Genomic DNA, 16,156 nt, shown 5'->3' with positions numbered 1-16,156 from the left:
CCTCTCTCCCCTAGCTCGCTAGACGGTCGCGCTGATGCGGAGACAATCGTTTCGAGAACGCTTCCGTGAGTGCAGGCAAAAGCCGTACCGCGTCGGTGACGATTCCAACATGAGCGAAATCGAAGATTGGCGCATTCTTGTCGGTGTTGATCGCGACGATGTAATCCGCGCCCTCAACGCCGACGCGATGCTGGATCGCGCCGGAAATGCCCGCGGCGATATAAAGCTTGGGCCGGATCGTCTTACCGGTCTGGCCGATCTGCCGATCAGAACTGACCCATCCCTTTTGCACCAGGGGGCGCGAACAGCCGAATTCCGCGCCGATCGTGCTCGCCAGCTGACGGATGAGTTGGAAGTTTTCCGGAGAGCCGAGACCGAGACCGCCCGCGACGACGACGTCGGCGAAGGCCAGGTTGGACTTTGTCGAATCGCGGTCGGGCAGAAACGACAATACTTTCGTGACAATGTCGTCTTCCACCAGGCCGAGCGGATGTTCGATCACGCGGCCGAGCGGCTTTTCGACGCGCTCCGGCATCGGCATCACGCGCGGGCGAACGGTCGCCATCTGCGGGCGATAGTTCAGCGTGAAGATCGTGCAGAGCAGCGAGCCGCCGAACGTCGGACGCGTCGCGGCGAGCGAACCTTCCGCATCGACGTCGAGTTCCGTACAATCGGCGGTGAGACCGGTCAGCAGCGTCGTCGCCACCGAGCCGGCAAGATCGCGCCCCAAAATCGTCGCGCCCAGCAGCAGAATTTCCGGCTGATAGGCGTTGACGAGATCGGTCATCGCCTTGGTGTAGCTCTCATTGCGGTAATCCGTGAGGATGTCGTCCGCGACGAGATAGGCGAGGTCTGCGCCATAATTGAAGCTTTCCCGCACGACCGCCTGCGTCGCCTCGTTGCGCGCGCCCACGACGACCGCGGCGAGATTGACGCCGAGCTTATCGGCGAGAATCCGCCCCGCGCCCATCAGCTCCCAGGACACGGGGTGCGCTTGTCCCCGCTCCTGCTCGATGAAGACCCAGACGTGCTTGTAGGCTTTGAGATGTTCGGGCAGCTCTTTTTTCGCCGCCGCGCGCCCCGCCGGAGCAGGAGCTTTTGCCGTATCGTTCATGTGTCGCGCTCCTGTTTCAAGATCAATAGCCGCGCGTCAGTTGTCCGAGCTCGGATTCGAGTTTCGGCCGGCGCTTGAACAATTCATCGACGAAGGCGTCCCCCGGCTTGTCGCCGAGTTCGATGAACTGGGCCTTTTCCGCGCGCGGCTTCGGCGCGAAGACGCGCTTGACGATCGTCGGCGAGCCGCGCAGTCCGCATTTGGTGATGTCCTCGACGCCGGCGTCCTGCGCGCTCCATTTGATGATCGTCGCGCGCGCCGCCGCCAACGCGTCGCTCAGCGAACCAATGCGCATCTCGTTGACGCCTTCGAGGACGGAGATCAGACAGGGCATTTTACTGCGCAACTTTTGAACGCCGCCCTCGCTGCGCCGCTCGACGTCGATCGTTCCCGCCTCAAGGTCGACGTTGTCGATGTGCGAGACATAAGTGAGCTGCATCAGGCCGAGCCGCTTGGCGACGCCGGGGCCGACCTGCGCGGTGTCGCCGTCGATCGTCTGCTTGCCGGTGAAGACGACGTGAGGCGGGCCAAACTCCACGCCGATCTTGCGGATCGCCGTCGCCAGCGCATATGTCGTCGCCAGCGTGTCGGCGCCGGCGAAGAAGCGGTCGGTCAACAGCACCGCGCGATCGGCGCCAAAGGTCAGCGCCTTGCGCAGACTGTCCTCTGCCGAAGGCGGACCCATGGTGAGAATGGTGACCGCGCCGCCGAATTTTTGGCGCAGCCGCAACGCTTCTTCGATCGCGAACAGATCATATGGATTGATGATCGTCGGAACGCCCTGGCGCATGATCGTGTTGGTCACCGGGTGAACGCGGATCTGCGCCGAGTCGGGCACTTGCTTCATGCAGACGACGATATGCATTCGAGTTGTCCCCGTTGATCCTTAGGCGTTCACTTCAGAACGTTGAGCTGCACCAATGACGGCGGCGCCGCCGGCTTGACGGCGTCTTTGTGAACTTTGAACAGGCGCTCGTCGATCGGCGTCGACGTCAGGAAGTCCTGATAGGCGCGCTCCAAAAAATCCTTGCAGCGCTGGGTCACCGTCGCGTCGTCCAGCTCGGCTAGATCCTCGCTGAAGAGATATTGTCCCATACGCCGCAGAATATGGAGGCGCGCGACATTGACCACTTTCGGATCATATTCGACGCCAAGCAGCGAGAAGAACTCTTCGGCGCAGGACGCCTTTTTCAGTTGCTCCAGAACGGCGGGCTCCGACATTTTGGTCTCCTTCATGTGATTTCCGCCGGCTCCGCCTTTGGCGCGGCGCCATCAGGGGCCTTGATGGTCGATTCGCGTTCCCGCAGACGCCTTTGCAGGTGCGACACGCGCGTCTCCAGGAACTCGACGCGATCGAGCAGGACCGAGAACGCCTCGCCGACCGGATCCGGCATCAGATGGTGATTGAGGTTGATGCGGCCATCGAATGTGCAGCGGCCGACGTCGCGGTGCACGATTTTTGCCGGGATTCCGACCACCGTCGCGTCGCGCATCACACTTTCGATCACGACGGAATTGGCGCCCACACGCGCATTGCGGCCGATTGTGATCGGACCGAGAATCTTTGCGCCGGCGCCGACGATGACTTCGTCCTCGAGCGTCGGATGGCGCTTGCCCGGCGACCACGAGACGCCGCCGAGCGTCACGCCGTGATAGAGCGTCACGTCATCGCCGACGACCGCCGTCTCGCCGATGACGACGCCGGCGCCATGGTCGATAAAAAAGCGTCGACCAATCGTCGCGCCGGGATGAATGTCCACATTGGTCAGAAAGCGCGCGAACCAGGAGAGCAGACGCGCCCAGAAGCGATGTTCGTTGATCCACAGCCAATTGGCGAGGCGGTGCCAAATGACGGCGTGCAGCCCGGGATATGTGAGCAGCGTCTCGAAACGTCCACGGGCGGCGGGATCGCGCGTCGCCACGCACGCCAGATCTTCGCGGATCAGTTGCAAACGCGTCGGCTCGGGCGCCGTGGGCGCCGCCTTGGTCTGCGCTGCCTCGTTCGTCATCGCGGCGACCCGTTCGAGCATGACGTTCACATGCCTCTCGCATGAGTGCTCGCGCAGACATTGCGCCAGATCGACGTCAAGGCTTCGCCGCTGACCGGCCCCTTGTGATCAAGCGCATGGGCGCGCACGCAGGAGACGATCTCGCCGAGCTCCTCGACACTGACCGACAGATCCAATCGCCGCAGCATCGCGGTGACGGCCGCTGAGCCGGAATGTTTGCCGATCACGATCTCATGCGCACGGCCGAGCATGCTCGGATCGAAGGCTTCATAGGTACGCGGGTCTTTGAGCAGACCGTCGACGTGAATGCCGGATTCATGTGTGAAGACGTGCTCGCCGACGATGGATTTGTTGAGCGGGATCGGCCGGCGCGCCGCGGCGGAGACGAGCGCCGCGACGTTTCGCAATTCGGTGAGCACAATCCCGGTTTCATATTTGTGCAGCTGACGCGCCGCCACGGCGACTTCCTCGAGCGGCGCATTGCCGGCGCGCTCTCCGAGACCCATCACGGTGACCGAAGCATGCGTGGCGCCTGCCTTGATGCCCGCCAGGGTATTGGCGGTGGCGAGGCCCAGATCGTCGTGACAGTGGATTTCGATTTCGAGATCGCTCTGCGCGCGCAGTTTAGCGATCAGATCGAAGGCGGCGAAAGGATCAAGCACGCTCAACGTGTCGGCGACCCGGAATCGGCGAGCGCCGGCGGCTCGTGCGACCGCCATTGTCTCCATCAGGAATTCGGGTTCGGCCCGCGAAGAATCTTCGCCGCCGACCGCGACGTCGAGGCCCTTGTCGCGCGCGTAAGCGACGACGCGCCGCGTCATCTCCAGCGCCTGGGCGCGCCCGCCACGCAATTTCGCTCTGATTTGAGTCTCCGAGACGGGCACGGAGAGATTGACCATCGAGACGCCCGACGCCAGCGCCGCATCGACGTCCTCGACGCGCATCCGGCACCAGGCGATGGCGCGCAGCGGCAATTGGGCGTCGACGATCGCTCGGATCATCGCGATCTCCACGGCGCCCATCGCCGGCGTTCCGGCTTCGAGTTCGGTAACGCCGGCGCGCGCCAAGGCGCGTGCGATTTCGAGCTTCTCTTCGCAGGTGAAAGCGACGCCCGGGGCCTGTTCGCCGTCCCGAAGCGTGGTGTCGTTCAACACCACATCCAGCGCTCTCTGCGTCGGCGAAGCGACGGGAGGGAGCCAACTCTTTCGGGGCACATATGTCGTCATCGGCTCATACGAACGCTCGAGGCGCCCGCTTCTATGCAACCAAGGAACAACCGCACAATCGCTTCACGCATCCCGGCGCTCCTTCAGTTGAAGGATTTTTGACAGCCGCAGGTGGAGCTTGCGTTGGGATTCTCAAAGGTGAATCCGGAGCCGGCGAGATCCTGGCGAAAGCCGAGCGTCATGCCTTCAAGGCGCGGACGCGAAGCCGGATCGATCAGCACGCGTATGCCGTCCGCCTCGACGACGATGTCGTCGTTTTTCTGCTGCGGATCTAGATCGACGACATACTCGTAGCCGGCGCAGCCGCCTTCCTTGACCAGAATGCGCAGACCACCCTCTCGTTGAGAGGCCCGCGCCATCGCATCCTTTACCGCGGCGACGGCTGCCTGCGAGACCGTGATCATACTGGAGCCTCCGAGATGAACTTGCCTGTGCCTGTATCAAGCAATCGACATGCCATCGCCAACGCGGGCAAAAACCGCCAGTCCGACCAGCAAATTATGAGATTGTCGAAAACTCGACAAAAGTTGTTCGAATGAACTTACACTGTCTGTCCGGCAGGCGTCGCGGGCGCTTGCGCCGCCGATGCGACGCGGCTCGTCCCGGTTTCCGCGCCATAGCAGAGCGCGTAATCCGCACAGTTCGAGCACACAGGCGTGCTGCACATGACGAAACCGTCGTTCTCGCACATCATGCGGTAGATGAACCGCTTCCAGCGCATGTTCTTGTCGTTGCGTCGGGCGAGCGGCGCGAAATGGCGTGCGATCAGCCGCGTCAATTCAGATCTGTCGCGAAGACCGAGGTCCTCCCACAGATGGTTGGGCTCCATGGCGCGGCGCGCGATCATCGCGGCGAGCCAGCGACCGAATTCGCCCTCGCTGGAGCGATTCTCAAGAAGGAGATCCCGCACCATTTCGATTTCGTCCGCGTCGGCGAGACTCGTCTCGCGGTCGCCGGAAGATTCGATGCTTCGCGCAGCGAAGTAGTGAGAAAAGAGATCGCCGAGTTCAGTGTCCGTCAGACCGGCTTGCGCCGCGAGACTTCCGCCCTCGCTCGACGCTAAGGCGAGGATCGACGCCAGAACGTGGCGGTCGAAATGCGCATCGGCTTCGATATTCGCCGCTTCGGGCAAAACGCCAGTCAGCTCGCGATAGGCGCTCTCAGCGTCACGAACGCTTGGCCCGCTTTCCGCCGCCGCGGATGCAGCGCCGCCGCCGCTCTCGATATTGGGGAAGGCGTGCACCATCACGTCACGCTCCGCTGACAACATAACGTCGACCTCCCGCGTGCGGGAGGTCGACGCTCATGCGTTGACGGGTTAGGCGATCGCCTGGAGTTCGGCAGCGGTCTTGCCGATCTGGCTCTCGTCGACCGCCTTCATGATGCCGTGCTCCATCAGCATGTCTTCGAGCTCGTCCATCGTGATCGGCGTCGGAATGATGCCCTTGCCCTGGTTGGCGTGGATCTTCACCGCAAGATTGCGGTAATGATTCGCCTGCTCGGACTGCGGCGCATATTCCAGCACCGTCATGCGGCGCAGTTCCGCGTGCTGCACGATATTGTCGCGCGGCACGAAGTAGATCAGCGTCGTGCCGAGCTTCTTCGCCAGAGCTTCCGCAAGCTCGAGCTCCTTGTCGGTCTGACGCTCGTTGCAGACCAGACCGCCCAGGCGCACGCCGCCGGAATTGGCGTATTTCAAAATGCCCTTGGAGATGTTGTTGCCGGCATACATCGCCATCATCTCGCCGGACATGACGATGTAGATTTCCTGCGCCTTGTTCTCACGGATCGGCATGGCGAAGCCGCCGCAGACCACGTCGCCGAGCACGTCGTAGGACACATAGTCGATGTCTTCGTAAGCGCCGTTTTCCTCGAGGAAGTTGATCGAGGTGATGACGCCGCGGCCCGCGCAGCCAACTCCAGGCTCCGGTCCGCCCGACTCGACGCAACGAATGTTGAGATAGCCAACCTTCATCACTTCTTCGATTTCCAGATCCTCGACGCTGCCTGCATTGGCGGCGAGGCTCAGGATGGTGTCCTGCGCCTTGGCGTGCAGGATGAGGCGCGTCGAGTCCGCCTTCGGATCGCAGCCGACGATCAAAATGCGATGACCCATCTCGGCCAGAGCGGCGAGCGTGTTCTGGGACGTCGTCGACTTGCCGATGCCCCCTTTGCCATAAAATGCGATTTGCCGTAGTGACGACATGTCTGTCTCCTCTTGAGCCCTTCGACAGCTACCCAGAGTTACTGGGCAGTTCCTATGCATCAGAAACTGGTCGCGGGTTATGGGAAGGAACACATCGCTCGGCGTAACGTAGGCGTGCGTTCAGCCCTCACTCGCATTCGACAGGTAGCAACCGCCATGCCAGTGCGGCAATTGTTGCTAGTCGCTTGTTTTCTTGTGATTTGATCAATCGATGAGCGCAGCCCACATCGGCCGCTTTTGTGAGGGAAGCCGACAGTCACGACATTTGTTGTGAACAGAACATCGCACGCCCTCGTTGATCCCCGACATTTGGAACAGAGCTTGCTTCATTAATTCTGCACTGCATTTGGCGGCGTATTCGAAAGGAGCAGGGATGCAGATTGGCGTCGAAACCGCGAAGGCGGTCGATCAACGGCGGGTGTTCGTCCTCGACGAAGACGAGATCGTGCGCGCCGCGCTCCAGTTCATGCTGCACGACGAGATCGAGACCCATGAAATCGCCAGCATCCAGGAGGCCTATGAAAAGGGCGTCGGCTGGCTGAAGCCGGATGTCGTTCTGCTCGGGGCGTCTTTTCTAAAGAGCAATGGCGTCTCGGTCCTTAAAGAATTGGCGGAGCGTTTCGCCGGCGTGCGCATATTAATCGTCTGCGATAAAGCTGACGAGGCGCTCGCGGTCGACGCGATGAAGCATGGCGCGCATGGCATCTTGGTGAAACCGCTGAAGATCGAGAATGTGCGGCAGAAGGTTGACACGGTCCTCGGGCGCGGCGGCGCCAAGCCGCTCGTGCAGTTGGGGCTACTTTAATTCAATACACGCCGACGTCTCGTCGGCGCTGCGATGGAGCGACGGCATTACCCCGCAGTTGACGCAATGGTTGACGACGCAAGGCTTTCCGACGGAAGGCGTGAACGCCGTCGGCGTCGACGGCCTCACGCCGCTTCTTCGAGCGGCGGCCGAGGCGAACGTCGATGCGTTGCGCGAAATCATTGCAGAGGGCGGGGATCTCCACGCCATGACGCGTGATGGCAACAACGCGGTTTGGTTGGCGTGCAAGCAGGACAGCGTCGAGGTCATCGAGCTGCTCTCCGCCGCCGGGGCCAACCTTCACCATCGCAATCCCGACGGCTCGACGGCGCTGATCTACGCGGCGTCGGCGGGCAAGACCGCGGTCGTGACGCTCCTGCTGGCGCTTGGCGCAGATCCCCTGCAAGAGAACGTCGATGGATTTTCGGCGCTTGATCTGGCGTCGAACATCGAATGCCTCCAAGTCTTGCGCATCGCGTCGCGCCAGCGCCGCGATCGGCTCAAAGCTGAAGGAATGGTCGAAACATGACGACGATCGACGACATCATCGAAAATTTCTCCCTGCTCGACGATTGGGAGGACCGCTACCGCTATGTCATCGAGCTCGGCAAAATGCTCGAGCCGCTTCCAGATGCGTTGAAGAACGATCAGAATAAAGTCTCGGGCTGCGCCAGCCAAGTCTGGCTGGCGACGACGATTTCCGACGCAAACGGCGGCGAACCGGCGTTGATGATCCGCGGCGACAGCGACGCACATATTGTCCGCGGCCTCGTTGCAATCTTGCTGGCGCTCTGCTCCGGCAAAACCGGCGCGGAAATCCTAAAGGCGGATCCTGTCGCGCTATTCGAGCGTCTTGGCCTACGCGAACATCTGACGCCGCAGCGCTCCAACGGCTTCAAGTCGATGGTCGGGCGCATCCACGCGGAGGCTCGCGAGTTGCTCGCGGCCTCCAGCGCGGTGTCCTGAACACTCGGGAATGCTCAGCGCGACAAGATCATCACCAGGCGATCGACGCGCTTGCCGCCCTTGAGATGCGAGTCGTAAATCTCGTCAATGTCTTCGGCCGTCGTCGGCCGATACCAGACGCCCTCGGGATAAACCACCATCAGCGGCCCCGCCGAGCAAAAGCCCATGCACCCCGCGGAGGTGAAGCCGATCTCTCCGCCGCCGTCCGCTTCAACGCGCTTGCCGAGCCGGTCCCAAAGCGGTTGCGCGCCGAGCGAGCCGCAACTGCCGCGCGGATGGTTCGGCGGCCGCTGCGTGAAACAAGCAAAGACATGTCGCTTGTAAAGTTGAGGAAGCTCAAATTCTTCTTCAGGCGTATCCGACATACTGCACCGAGCCTTTGTGAGGATTGTAACACGGCGCTCTGTGAGAAATGCGCTTCGTAGACGAAGGCGCTCAACCATGACGCCGCGGACCGTGGACGTGGAATGATTGCAAATTTCAGTCCAGCCTCAGCAAAGCTGACTGGCGCCTTACTTGCTCGTTTGAACAGAGCAGTCGCGAACGCGGCTCGCGCCACGTAGGATACTCCGATGGAACCACGAAGCGACATGACACAGCTTTCCGAGCCGAACAGTCGCGTCGGCCGCAGCGATTCTTCGCCCGAGGCGCAGGCGCTTTATGAAGAAGTCGTCCTTGCGCTGCGGACCGTGTTCGACCCGGAAATTCCGGTGAACATATACGATCTGGGACTGATCTATCGCATCGACGTTATCGATCGACGCGACATCGACATTGACATGACGTTGACGGCGCCAGGTTGTCCCGTCGCGGGCGAAATGGTCGGGATGACGAAGAAGGCTGTCGATGCGGTCGACGGAGTCGCGAGCGTAAAGATCAATCTCGTGTTCGATCCGCCGTGGCATCAGAGCATGATGAGCGACGAAGCCAAGCTGGAATTGGGATTTTTCGACTCTTAAGCCGAGTCGCTCGGCAAGACGTCGAACGATGCGTCTCGTCATGCAGGCATGATATTCGCAACGGGATGTGCAGGCGTGAGATGATTCCGCCGTCTCTCTTCGAGAGCTTCCGTAATCTTCCTGCACATCGAGGCCGTCATGATCGAACTTACTTCCGGAGACGGACGCAGTTTTTCCGCCTATCGAGCCGAACCCGCTGAGGCTCCCAAGGGCGCCGTCGTCGTGCTGCCGGACGTTTACGGCGTCACCCCACATCTGCAAAAGGAAGTCGAAAGCTTCGCGGCTGAGGGTTATGTCGCGATCGCGCCCGCGCTTGCGTCTCAGGAAGGCGAGAGCGACGGTCCTTCCGTCACGACGGCCCTGCAGGACATTCAGGCTACTGTCGACGCCGTCAAGGGCGTCGGCAAGGTGGCGATCGTCGGCTATGATTGGGGCGGCTATCTCGCCTATGTTTCTGCCAATAGCCTCAGCGACGTCGCCTGTGCGATCAGCTATTATCCGGCCGGAATTTCAGAGGAACGCTGGGTGAAGCGGAAAATTCCGACGCTGCTGCACCTGCCTGAAAATGATCCGTCGTTGCCGATGGAAGAAATCGTCCAATTTCGCGCCCAACGACCCGACGTAAGCGCCTTCTCCTATCCCGAAGCCCGCAACGGCTTCAATTTCGACGCCGCGGAGAGTTTCAACGAAGCCGCCGCGCAATCGGCGCGCGAGCGCACGTTGTTTTGGATCTCGCAATATGTCGAGGGTCAGAAGCCGATCGCGCTGAAGAACTCCGGCTCCTATGCGCAGGCCAAGGTCGACAAGAAAAAGAAGAAGAGCGGCGACGACATGGGTCCGCCGGACGCGTGAGGACGCGCTTCGCCGCAAGCGCCTTGGCGCATGCGGCGCCATTGTCCAACGTCAAGCGTCAGACAAGCTTTTGATTACGAGATTGGCGAGGAAGGGTTCGTCGTTGCGCGGATGGTTTGAAACATCGCAAACCTCCGCGCATTGTCACCGATGTGAGGCAGGAAGGCGGCGCCTTCTCGAACGCTCCGTCAAGACACTCACGAAGCTGCGGTCTTGCCTCAGTCAGACGTGATCATGACTTCGGGAGCCTCGTCCGGCTCTTCGAGACCCAACCCATCCTCCTCCGCGAGCTCCACGCCGGTGAGGCAAACGTCGCCGTCGTCAATGACGATTTGAATGGATTGCAACTTCTTGCCCTGGCAGGGACCGATGAAGCAATGCCCCGTGTCGAGATCGAACTGCGCCTGGTGATGGCCGCAGGTGAGGAAATTCCCCTCTTCATCGAGAAAATGCCCTGCCTCCGCGTCGAGACGCTCGCCCTTATGCGGACAGGCGTTCTCGAAACCATAGAAATTGTTGCCTTTGCGCGTGATCAGGATCGGCCAGGGCTTTGGCTCGCCGGTCTCCTCGATCCGCATCAAAATGAAGCCCGTGGCGTCGCCGTCTTCGATCTCCCCCGTTTGACAAATCGCATAGAGTTCGTTCATCCGCCGGCTCCTCGTTTGGCGCGCGCCTTGCAAAACCACGCTGTCTCAGCGACGCGCCCTGCCCGTGCAATTGACGAGCCATGCGTTGCGCGCTGTGATGCAAGAATTGAAGCCCATCAATACTTCTGGCCAATAGATCCGGCCAACAAGGAGCGACGATCATGAGCGTCATCGAACATGATTTCGGCTTGTCGAACCGCCTCACGGAGCGGCGCTTCGGCCAATTGCTGGAACTCGACGCGCTGCATGAGGCGAATATTCGCGCCAATCCGCTACCTTATCTCGAACGCGCCAGCGAACGCATCTTCCGCCTGCAAGCCGCCATGTTCGAGGCGATCCAGGCCACCAAGCCGCCGACGCCTGGCCCGGCGTCGGATGCGGAGAATGTCCTGGTCGACAAGGCGGAGTATCAGCGTCTGAAGACCTGTGTCGCCTTGCTGGAAAAAGCCTACGCCGATTATGGAGCGCAAGACGAGAGCGCCTAGAGCGCGGCGCGAGACGCGCCCGCACCACGCTTGGAAAGCGATCTCAGGCGGCTTTGGCTTCCGCCATCGGCTCCCATTTGTAGAGTTCTGCGCCCTCTTCCGTCTTCGTCAAGGAGAAGCCGCAGCCTTTGAGTTCCGCAGCTAACCCCTGCGCGTCGCCGGCTTTCACTTCGACATAGACCGGCGCATTGCGCTTCAATATCGCGTCGATCAGCACTTTGAATGCGCCGTTGTCGCGATGGTCGGCGGACACCGCCGCCAGCGAGACGTTGATTGTTTCAATGTTGCGCAGACCCCAATCGAGTTCATCGCGACGCGCGAGCAAGGCCCCGACGACATTACGCTTCGCATCGAGAATAACCGGCGAGAATTCGGCCGTGCAGCACTTCATGATTTCCGTCAGCGCCCGCTCCTGATCGCTTTCGCTTTCGATCGAACACGGAATGTCGGCAGCCGTTTGCCGCATCAAGGCCCAAAGGTCTTTCATGTCGTCAAGCGATGCATTTCTATGCGCGAGGTCAGCCACCTGCTTCTCCTTCGATTGCGCGCTTGCGTGCATTGCGCGCGAACATGCCTTTTGCAAGCAAGTCTCGTTCCCGCTGCAGCGCCGAAGGCATTGGCAAGAAACTTGCTGCCTTCCCGAGTGAGGGATTCAAACATCAACGCGAGAGGAAACATGGCTGACGAAGGCTTTTTCATCGACTGGGACGGCAACGCGCGCAGCACGAGCGATCCAGGCGGCGGCTATTTATGCGAAGCCGACACAGTGGCGCGCTATGTGGCGATCATGACCAAGAGCGGTGCGCTCATGCATGAAGGCACCTATTACAAAACCCTCGCCGATATCGAAAAGGCGGGTATCAAGGCCTCGCTGGTCCCCGGTTCGCATCCCTGGGGAAGCAAGGCGGAAGGTTTTTGATCCATCGCAACGGGAGCTGCGCTCATGCTGCCGACGACCATTCTGATCGATGAAGACCCGCGCTGCGTCGTCCGCCCGATCGACACGAAGGATCTCAATCGATTCTTGCGCAACGGTAAGGCGTTTCTTCTCGCCGAAAAGCCAGCCGGGAAAGTGACCCATCGCGCGGCGACGGAAGCGGAGCAAATCCGGTGGCGCGAAGCTTTCGCGCTGCATAAGGCATGGGGCGGCGACGACGAGGCATTCTTTGGGATACCGCTGCACGGAGAGCCTTCAGCGGCCCCCGAGTGAAGGCTCAGGCGAAAGCCGGGAGGCCAACCTTCATTCGTCGAGACTCGGCGCGAGGATGACTTCCGCCGGCGCGCCCGGACCTTGGCCCTCGACGAAGTCCAATCCGCTGACGCGAGAAAGCCCGCCGTCGCTGTCGATCAGCACCACGGCCTCCTGCGGCAACTCCGCCAATTTCACGATCAATTCAGCCACGGTCATCGTGCGCCTTTCATACGTACCATCCGCTGCGCCACTCAGCCTGGATGGATCATGATCTCCATCGTTTCGTCCAGATCGTCGTCGTCGGAAATCTCTTCTTCGGCGAGTTTGACGCCACACAGGCACACATCGCCATCCATGACGACGAGCGCGACGGGCTCGATCATTTTATCCACGCACGGCCCCGTGACGCACACACCCGTCTCGACGTCGAATTCGGCCTTGTGCCTGCCGCAACGCAATCTTTGACCGTCCTCGCTAAAAAATTTGCCATCGCCGATGTTGAGCCAGGAGCCTTGGTGCGGGCAGATGTTTACATAACCCACGCATTGATCGTTTTCGGTCCGAACGACGAAAATCGAAAAGGGGCGCGTTTCTCCTTCATCCGTGACGCGCGACAGGCTGAAAGGCGCCGCTTGGCCGCGCTCCAGACTGTCGAGCGCGCAAATGACATAGAGACTCACATCGCCCTGCATGCCAAAATCCCCGTAGTCGTCTATCCACTCCCGCGTAGGCGCATCGCGCGCGAGAGCGGAAATTTCAGCGCGCGATAGTGTCTGAAAGACAACAATCTTCCTCGCGCCGCGTCCAGGGCGCGAACAAGCATTATTCTTGCCGAACCCTGCGCCAAGCGCGATTATTGCTTCGTCGTAGAGGTCGAAGGCTTTCAGCGGAGGCGAAAAGTGGTCATGCTCCAGGTTGACGAACGCAATCAAGACGATCTTTCGCGCCTTGCCGGCTGCTACCTCTACGCCGGGACGCACATCAGCGTCGAAGACGGCATCGTCCATCGCGAAGACGGCCCCGCGGTGATTTTTCCCGATGGCGTGGTGCGTTGGTATTTGCGCGGCAAGGAAGTCAGCCGCGCCGTCAATTCATTATTTTACGACAATAAGTGGCCCATCGCCAATGGGCTCGACACGGCCGAAAAGCGCGCCCGTTTCGCCGAAACCTTCCTGACCTGAAACCAAGCTTCCCTTCCGCAATACGTCCTTCGCGGAAGGGATCCTTTTACGCGACGCGATGGGCCAAATCAGGCCGCCGCATTGTTGGCGGCGATGCTCGCGCGCAGTTCTTCGAGCTTGTCGCGCGTCAGACGGAACACGCCACGACCGCCGGAAAGCGCCTGATAGGCGTCGGGCGCGTTCAGGCTGACCCAGTCGAACCAGGCCTGCGCGGAATTCGGCGTCGGCCGCTCGCTGATTTCAACGACGCCGCCGTCAGGCGCAAAGCGAACATGAAGCATGACGATGTCGGAAGACATTTCTCCCCCCTCCCTTATAGGCCCGACGCAAAGCCGAGCAGTTCGACCTTGACATTTTCCGTGCCGAGGATCTTCGCCTGGCACGCCAGGCGGGACTTCGAGCCGATGCCAACGATGGTGTCGAGCCTTTCGTTCTCTTCGCGCGCGATCTTCGAAATGCCCTTGCGGCCTTCATGCACGTAGATGTGGCAAGAGCCGCATTGCGCTTTTCCTTCGCACTTGTGATTGATCTCCTCGCCGCTCGACATGATGATCTGCAGCAAGGTTGCGCCCTCGGCGGCGTCCACCGTCTTTCCGGAGGGCATGATGGTTACGGTCGGCATTTCGATACTCCTGGTTGGGATCTAGACGATTAGTAAATGGCGGCCCCCGCGCCGACATTGATCGACGCCTCCTTCATCGTCTGCACGATGAAAGCGATTTGGCGCTCTTGCAGATGGACGTGGAAAGGCATCGCGACGGCGCGGTCCGATACCTTTTCGGCGACGAGAAAACTGCCGCGACGATAGCCGTAGTCGAAATAGCGCCGCTGCGTATGCAAGGGATTGCTGTAAGCGGCGGCTTCCACCTTTTCGACCAGCAAATCCTCGACGATCGAGTCGCGGCTGGATTTGCTGAAGCGTGTGCCGAGATGAACGACGTAAAGAAACCAGTGCACCTCGTCGACTTCTGGCCCGATGAAGGGATCTTTGATGCCTTCGAAGGATTTGACGTGCTTAAAGTAGTAGTGCTCGATGAGCTTACGCTTCTCGAGAATTTCTTCGAGCCTTCGCAGCTGCGCCATGCCCAGCGCCGCGCTCATGTCGCTCATCGCCGCCTGATAGGGCGCGCTGGAGCCCACCACGACCGATGCTCGCTCGCTCGGTCTATGCGCGCGAAAGCGCCGCATCGCCACCGCGACGTCAATGTCGTCGGTGACCACCATCCCGCCTTCGCCGCAGACCAGCGGCCCGGGCTGCGAGAAATCGAACACCGACGCGTCGCCGAAGGTGCCGACAAGCGCGCCCTTGTATTTGGAGCCGATTGCTTCGGTGGAATCTTCGAGCAGGATGAGCCTATGCTTGGTTGCGATGTCGCGCAGCTCCGCCCATTGCGCCGGATGGCCATTGGTGTTGCTCGCCACGATCGCGCGCGTTTTGTCGGTGATCAGCGCCTCGATCTTTCCGCTTGCAATGACGCCAGACCAATAGTCGATGTCGGCGAACACCGGCTTGGCGCCGGCAAGTGCGATCGCATGCACGGTTTCGCGGAAGGAATGCGGAGAGGCGATCACTTCGTCGCCCGGACCGATCTCATACGCGGCGAGCGCGAGCAGCAGCCCCATCGTGCCGCTTGGCGCAGCCACGGCGTATTTGCGTCCGAGATAGGCGGCGAAGGCGGCTTCGAAAGCCTCCATCACCGGGCCGCTGGACAAGCGGCTGGAGCGCAGCACCGCCTCGACGGCGGCAATGTCGTCGAGCGTGATGTCGGGATCAGAGAGCGGAATGAGATCGCCGGCCAATGCCTCAGCGGGCGCAGGCGGCTTCGCTTCGAATTTATCGTTCACTTCGGCCCGCGCATTCATCGCAAACTCCCCCGGAAGGCGACGATAACGCCGGTGGCGCGCGCCGGATCGTCGGTAACCGTCACGCAATGATCGGCGCCGTCGAGCAAATGCACGTCGCAGGCCGTAAAGCTGCGGAAAGGCGTTTCGAGCACGTCCGACACGTCGCAGCGCGTCCAGGAGAGATGGGAGAATTTGGCGCGCAGCTCCGAAAGCGCCGGCGTCGCCTCGGCCCCGAGCAATCTTTCGATCTCCGTCAGTTCCACGTCGCTGATCGCCATCATCTATCCTCTGTCGAGATCAAACTCACTGCCAGAAGCGCCGCTCGGCGTCTTCCTTGAGATGGTCGAGCAACTCAGCAAGACGTGGAAACTCGCTGTCGAGCTCCCACACGCCGATTGCATGGTCCTTGCGAAGAAGGCGCCAATTGCCCTTGCGCTCGTCGAAGAGCACTAAGGCGATATCGATGACGCCGCCGTCCGGGTCGACGTTCCGCGAACAACACGGGCTCTGAATGCGATAGCCGTTCGCCGTTTTCGTCACGACTGGCGTGACATAGCGGTAGCGACGCCGTTGTTCCAAGGCGCGCACGATGCGCTTGTAGTCGAATTCGTTCGGCTGAGCCGACGCGGCCCCACCGAGTGTCGTGACCGTCGGTCGCATGCTCGCCAT

The 16,156-nt window shown here is 60.9% G+C and carries 27 protein-coding genes; 9 read left to right on the top strand and 18 right to left on the bottom strand.

Features of this window, described 5'->3' with window-relative positions; genetic code table 11:
* Window positions 1-10: 10 nt before the first annotated feature.
* The 8 genes from EHO51_RS16930 to nifH all read right to left on the bottom strand — a co-directional run bounded on the left by EHO51_RS16930 (window position 11) and on the right by nifH (window position 6,555).
* Window positions 11-1,114 (bottom strand): electron transfer flavoprotein subunit alpha/FixB family protein, encoded by a 1,104-nt coding sequence (locus EHO51_RS16930; protein ID WP_029649192.1) that lies wholly within the window; start codon window positions 1,112-1,114, stop codon window positions 11-13.
* 22 nt (window positions 1,115-1,136) lie between these two features.
* Window positions 1,137-1,979, bottom strand: coding sequence for an electron transfer flavoprotein subunit beta/FixA family protein (locus EHO51_RS16925; protein ID WP_124739831.1), 843 nt, complete (start codon window positions 1,977-1,979; stop codon window positions 1,137-1,139).
* Window positions 1,980-2,008: 29 nt separating this feature from the next.
* Window positions 2,009-2,350, bottom strand: coding sequence for a nitrogenase stabilizing/protective protein NifW (gene nifW / locus EHO51_RS16920; protein WP_029649198.1), 342 nt, complete (start codon window positions 2,348-2,350; stop codon window positions 2,009-2,011).
* Window positions 2,347-3,123, bottom strand: a complete 777-nt coding sequence (gene cysE, locus EHO51_RS16915; RefSeq protein WP_124740201.1) for a serine O-acetyltransferase — start codon at window positions 3,121-3,123, stop codon at window positions 2,347-2,349. The genes nifW and cysE overlap by 4 nt, the downstream gene beginning before the upstream one ends.
* Window positions 3,124-3,149: 26 nt before the next feature.
* Window positions 3,150-4,349 (bottom strand): homocitrate synthase, encoded by a 1,200-nt coding sequence (nifV, locus tag EHO51_RS16910; protein WP_205788977.1) that lies wholly within the window; start codon window positions 4,347-4,349, stop codon window positions 3,150-3,152.
* An 83-nt stretch (window positions 4,350-4,432) separates the two neighbouring features.
* Window positions 4,433-4,753 (bottom strand): HesB/IscA family protein, encoded by a 321-nt coding sequence (locus EHO51_RS16905; protein ID WP_018406797.1) that lies wholly within the window; start codon window positions 4,751-4,753, stop codon window positions 4,433-4,435.
* A 137-nt stretch (window positions 4,754-4,890) separates the two neighbouring features.
* A complete protein-coding gene (locus EHO51_RS16900) occupies window positions 4,891-5,595 on the bottom strand; it encodes a nitrogen fixation protein NifQ (RefSeq protein ID WP_124740199.1) in 705 nt (234 codons plus the stop codon).
* A 72-nt stretch (window positions 5,596-5,667) separates the two neighbouring features.
* Complete coding sequence (nifH, locus tag EHO51_RS16895; protein ID WP_018406756.1) at window positions 5,668-6,555, bottom strand: nitrogenase iron protein; 888 nt, start codon at window positions 6,553-6,555, stop codon at window positions 5,668-5,670.
* A gap of 373 nt (window positions 6,556-6,928) precedes the next feature.
* Here nifH and EHO51_RS16890 point away from each other — a divergent pair, with 373 nt between their 5' ends.
* From EHO51_RS16890 to EHO51_RS16880, 3 genes are read left to right on the top strand one after another with little or no spacing between them, the layout of a single operon-like run.
* Window positions 6,929-7,360 (top strand): response regulator, encoded by a 432-nt coding sequence (locus tag EHO51_RS16890; RefSeq protein ID WP_018406795.1) that lies wholly within the window; start codon window positions 6,929-6,931, stop codon window positions 7,358-7,360.
* Window positions 7,302-7,889, top strand: a complete 588-nt coding sequence (locus tag EHO51_RS16885) for an ankyrin repeat domain-containing protein (protein WP_245434643.1) — start codon at window positions 7,302-7,304, stop codon at window positions 7,887-7,889. The genes EHO51_RS16890 and EHO51_RS16885 overlap by 59 nt, the downstream gene beginning before the upstream one ends.
* The gene (locus EHO51_RS16880) at window positions 7,886-8,326 is read left to right on the top strand and encodes a SufE family protein (protein ID WP_018406793.1); all 441 of its coding nucleotides are present in this window, start codon (window positions 7,886-7,888) and stop codon (window positions 8,324-8,326) included. The genes EHO51_RS16885 and EHO51_RS16880 overlap by 4 nt, the downstream gene beginning before the upstream one ends.
* A 14-nt stretch (window positions 8,327-8,340) precedes the next feature.
* Here the strand turns inward: EHO51_RS16880 and EHO51_RS16875 are convergent, their stop codons facing one another.
* Window positions 8,341-8,691, bottom strand: coding sequence for a (2Fe-2S) ferredoxin domain-containing protein (locus tag EHO51_RS16875; RefSeq protein WP_029652179.1), 351 nt, complete (start codon window positions 8,689-8,691; stop codon window positions 8,341-8,343).
* A 225-nt stretch (window positions 8,692-8,916) separates the two neighbouring features.
* Here EHO51_RS16875 and EHO51_RS16870 point away from each other — a divergent pair, with 225 nt between their 5' ends.
* Together EHO51_RS16870 and EHO51_RS16865 are read left to right on the top strand one after the other, a co-directional pair.
* Window positions 8,917-9,285: an SUF system Fe-S cluster assembly protein gene (locus tag EHO51_RS16870; protein WP_124740198.1), complete on the top strand. Its 369-nt coding sequence runs from the start codon at window positions 8,917-8,919 to the stop codon at window positions 9,283-9,285.
* Window positions 9,286-9,423: 138 nt separating this feature from the next.
* Window positions 9,424-10,137 carry a dienelactone hydrolase family protein gene (locus EHO51_RS16865; RefSeq protein ID WP_029652181.1) on the top strand — a complete coding sequence of 238 codons (714 nt, stop codon included), beginning with the start codon at window positions 9,424-9,426 and terminating at the stop codon, window positions 10,135-10,137.
* A gap of 218 nt (window positions 10,138-10,355) precedes the next feature.
* On the opposite strand, the gene EHO51_RS16860 is transcribed toward EHO51_RS16865, so the two are convergent.
* On the bottom strand, window positions 10,356-10,784 hold the full coding sequence (locus tag EHO51_RS16860; RefSeq protein ID WP_018406789.1) for a Rieske (2Fe-2S) protein: 429 nt from the start codon (window positions 10,782-10,784) through the stop codon (window positions 10,356-10,358).
* Between the two features lie 161 nt (window positions 10,785-10,945).
* On the opposite strand from EHO51_RS16860, the gene EHO51_RS16855 reads away from it, so the two are divergent.
* Window positions 10,946-11,269: a hypothetical protein gene (locus EHO51_RS16855; protein WP_124739829.1), complete on the top strand. Its 324-nt coding sequence runs from the start codon at window positions 10,946-10,948 to the stop codon at window positions 11,267-11,269.
* 43 nt (window positions 11,270-11,312) lie between these two features.
* Here the strand turns inward: EHO51_RS16855 and EHO51_RS16850 are convergent, their stop codons facing one another.
* Window positions 11,313-11,795, bottom strand: a complete 483-nt coding sequence (locus tag EHO51_RS16850) for a hypothetical protein (protein WP_245434641.1) — start codon at window positions 11,793-11,795, stop codon at window positions 11,313-11,315.
* A 150-nt stretch (window positions 11,796-11,945) separates the two neighbouring features.
* Here EHO51_RS16850 and EHO51_RS16845 point away from each other — a divergent pair, with 150 nt between their 5' ends.
* Window positions 11,946-12,188: a hypothetical protein gene (locus EHO51_RS16845; RefSeq protein WP_029652184.1), complete on the top strand. Its 243-nt coding sequence runs from the start codon at window positions 11,946-11,948 to the stop codon at window positions 12,186-12,188.
* A 24-nt stretch (window positions 12,189-12,212) separates the two neighbouring features.
* Window positions 12,213-12,479 (top strand): hypothetical protein, encoded by a 267-nt coding sequence (locus EHO51_RS16840; protein WP_029652185.1) that lies wholly within the window; start codon window positions 12,213-12,215, stop codon window positions 12,477-12,479.
* 30 nt (window positions 12,480-12,509) lie between these two features.
* On the opposite strand, the gene EHO51_RS20585 is transcribed toward EHO51_RS16840, so the two are convergent.
* Both EHO51_RS20585 and EHO51_RS16835 read right to left on the bottom strand, forming a co-directional pair.
* Entirely contained in the window at window positions 12,510-12,677 is a 168-nt protein-coding gene (locus EHO51_RS20585; protein ID WP_014892132.1) for a hypothetical protein, read from the bottom strand.
* 35 nt (window positions 12,678-12,712) lie between these two features.
* Window positions 12,713-13,153, bottom strand: coding sequence for a Rieske (2Fe-2S) protein (locus EHO51_RS16835; RefSeq protein WP_029652186.1), 441 nt, complete (start codon window positions 13,151-13,153; stop codon window positions 12,713-12,715).
* A 213-nt stretch (window positions 13,154-13,366) separates the two neighbouring features.
* Between EHO51_RS16835 and EHO51_RS16830 the strand changes: the two genes are divergently transcribed.
* Window positions 13,367-13,642 carry a hypothetical protein gene (locus EHO51_RS16830; RefSeq protein WP_040573635.1) on the top strand — a complete coding sequence of 92 codons (276 nt, stop codon included), beginning with the start codon at window positions 13,367-13,369 and terminating at the stop codon, window positions 13,640-13,642.
* 68 nt (window positions 13,643-13,710) lie between these two features.
* On the opposite strand, the gene EHO51_RS16825 is transcribed toward EHO51_RS16830, so the two are convergent.
* The 5 genes from EHO51_RS16825 to EHO51_RS16805 are packed head-to-tail and all read right to left on the bottom strand — an operon-like array spanning window position 13,711 to window position 16,156.
* Complete coding sequence (locus EHO51_RS16825) at window positions 13,711-13,941, bottom strand: hypothetical protein (RefSeq protein WP_029652188.1); 231 nt, start codon at window positions 13,939-13,941, stop codon at window positions 13,711-13,713.
* A gap of 14 nt (window positions 13,942-13,955) precedes the next feature.
* Window positions 13,956-14,264 carry a 2Fe-2S iron-sulfur cluster-binding protein gene (locus tag EHO51_RS16820; protein ID WP_109024514.1) on the bottom strand — a complete coding sequence of 103 codons (309 nt, stop codon included), beginning with the start codon at window positions 14,262-14,264 and terminating at the stop codon, window positions 13,956-13,958.
* Between the two features lie 29 nt (window positions 14,265-14,293).
* Entirely contained in the window at window positions 14,294-15,505 is a 1,212-nt protein-coding gene (locus EHO51_RS16815) for a DegT/DnrJ/EryC1/StrS family aminotransferase (protein ID WP_124739827.1), read from the bottom strand.
* Complete coding sequence (locus EHO51_RS16810) at window positions 15,502-15,768, bottom strand: hypothetical protein (protein ID WP_124739826.1); 267 nt, start codon at window positions 15,766-15,768, stop codon at window positions 15,502-15,504. Before EHO51_RS16810 ends, EHO51_RS16815 begins: the two co-directional genes overlap by 4 nt.
* A gap of 22 nt (window positions 15,769-15,790) precedes the next feature.
* Complete coding sequence (locus EHO51_RS16805; RefSeq protein WP_245434640.1) at window positions 15,791-16,156, bottom strand: DUF3024 domain-containing protein; 366 nt, start codon at window positions 16,154-16,156, stop codon at window positions 15,791-15,793.

The sequence above is a fragment of the Methylocystis rosea genome (assembly GCF_003855495.1).
GTDB classification, from domain to species: Bacteria; Pseudomonadota; Alphaproteobacteria; order Rhizobiales; family Beijerinckiaceae; genus Methylocystis; species Methylocystis rosea_A.
This window is presented reverse-complemented; position numbering and strand designations above follow the sequence as displayed.

What these genes read in the sequence shown, in the direction of transcription:
- cysE (WP_124740201.1), bottom strand. Translation starts at nt 3,123, where the DNA reads ATGACGAACGAGGCAGCGCAGACCAAGGCGGCGCCCACGGCGCCCGAG.
- EHO51_RS16870 (WP_124740198.1), top strand. Translation starts at nt 8,917, where the DNA reads ATGACACAGCTTTCCGAGCCGAACAGTCGCGTCGGCCGCAGCGATTCT.
- EHO51_RS16860 (WP_018406789.1), bottom strand. Translation starts at nt 10,784, where the DNA reads ATGAACGAACTCTATGCGATTTGTCAAACGGGGGAGATCGAAGACGGC.
- EHO51_RS16840 (WP_029652185.1), top strand. Translation starts at nt 12,213, where the DNA reads ATGCTGCCGACGACCATTCTGATCGATGAAGACCCGCGCTGCGTCGTC.
- EHO51_RS16805 (WP_245434640.1), bottom strand. Translation starts at nt 16,156, where the DNA reads ATGGCGAGCATGCGACCGACGGTCACGACACTCGGTGGGGCCGCGTCG.
- nifH (WP_018406756.1), bottom strand. Translation starts at nt 6,555, where the DNA reads ATGTCGTCACTACGGCAAATCGCATTTTATGGCAAAGGGGGCATCGGC.
- EHO51_RS16825 (WP_029652188.1), bottom strand. Translation starts at nt 13,941, where the DNA reads ATGTCTTCCGACATCGTCATGCTTCATGTTCGCTTTGCGCCTGACGGC.
- EHO51_RS16830 (WP_040573635.1), top strand. Translation starts at nt 13,367, where the DNA reads ATGCTCCAGGTTGACGAACGCAATCAAGACGATCTTTCGCGCCTTGCC.
- EHO51_RS16835 (WP_029652186.1), bottom strand. Translation starts at nt 13,153, where the DNA reads ATGCAGGGCGATGTGAGTCTCTATGTCATTTGCGCGCTCGACAGTCTG.
- EHO51_RS16875 (WP_029652179.1), bottom strand. Translation starts at nt 8,691, where the DNA reads ATGTCGGATACGCCTGAAGAAGAATTTGAGCTTCCTCAACTTTACAAG.
- EHO51_RS16900 (WP_124740199.1), bottom strand. Translation starts at nt 5,595, where the DNA reads ATGGTGCACGCCTTCCCCAATATCGAGAGCGGCGGCGGCGCTGCATCC.
- nifW (WP_029649198.1), bottom strand. Translation starts at nt 2,350, where the DNA reads ATGAAGGAGACCAAAATGTCGGAGCCCGCCGTTCTGGAGCAACTGAAA.
- EHO51_RS16810 (WP_124739826.1), bottom strand. Translation starts at nt 15,768, where the DNA reads ATGATGGCGATCAGCGACGTGGAACTGACGGAGATCGAAAGATTGCTC.
- EHO51_RS16820 (WP_109024514.1), bottom strand. Translation starts at nt 14,264, where the DNA reads ATGCCGACCGTAACCATCATGCCCTCCGGAAAGACGGTGGACGCCGCC.
- EHO51_RS16890 (WP_018406795.1), top strand. Translation starts at nt 6,929, where the DNA reads ATGCAGATTGGCGTCGAAACCGCGAAGGCGGTCGATCAACGGCGGGTG.
- EHO51_RS16845 (WP_029652184.1), top strand. Translation starts at nt 11,946, where the DNA reads ATGGCTGACGAAGGCTTTTTCATCGACTGGGACGGCAACGCGCGCAGC.
- nifV (WP_205788977.1), bottom strand. Translation starts at nt 4,349, where the DNA reads ATGACGACATATGTGCCCCGAAAGAGTTGGCTCCCTCCCGTCGCTTCG.
- EHO51_RS16925 (WP_124739831.1), bottom strand. Translation starts at nt 1,979, where the DNA reads ATGCATATCGTCGTCTGCATGAAGCAAGTGCCCGACTCGGCGCAGATC.
- EHO51_RS16930 (WP_029649192.1), bottom strand. Translation starts at nt 1,114, where the DNA reads ATGAACGATACGGCAAAAGCTCCTGCTCCGGCGGGGCGCGCGGCGGCG.
- EHO51_RS16905 (WP_018406797.1), bottom strand. Translation starts at nt 4,753, where the DNA reads ATGATCACGGTCTCGCAGGCAGCCGTCGCCGCGGTAAAGGATGCGATG.
- EHO51_RS16880 (WP_018406793.1), top strand. Translation starts at nt 7,886, where the DNA reads ATGACGACGATCGACGACATCATCGAAAATTTCTCCCTGCTCGACGAT.
- EHO51_RS20585 (WP_014892132.1), bottom strand. Translation starts at nt 12,677, where the DNA reads ATGACCGTGGCTGAATTGATCGTGAAATTGGCGGAGTTGCCGCAGGAG.
- EHO51_RS16815 (WP_124739827.1), bottom strand. Translation starts at nt 15,505, where the DNA reads ATGAATGCGCGGGCCGAAGTGAACGATAAATTCGAAGCGAAGCCGCCT.
- EHO51_RS16865 (WP_029652181.1), top strand. Translation starts at nt 9,424, where the DNA reads ATGATCGAACTTACTTCCGGAGACGGACGCAGTTTTTCCGCCTATCGA.
- EHO51_RS16855 (WP_124739829.1), top strand. Translation starts at nt 10,946, where the DNA reads ATGAGCGTCATCGAACATGATTTCGGCTTGTCGAACCGCCTCACGGAG.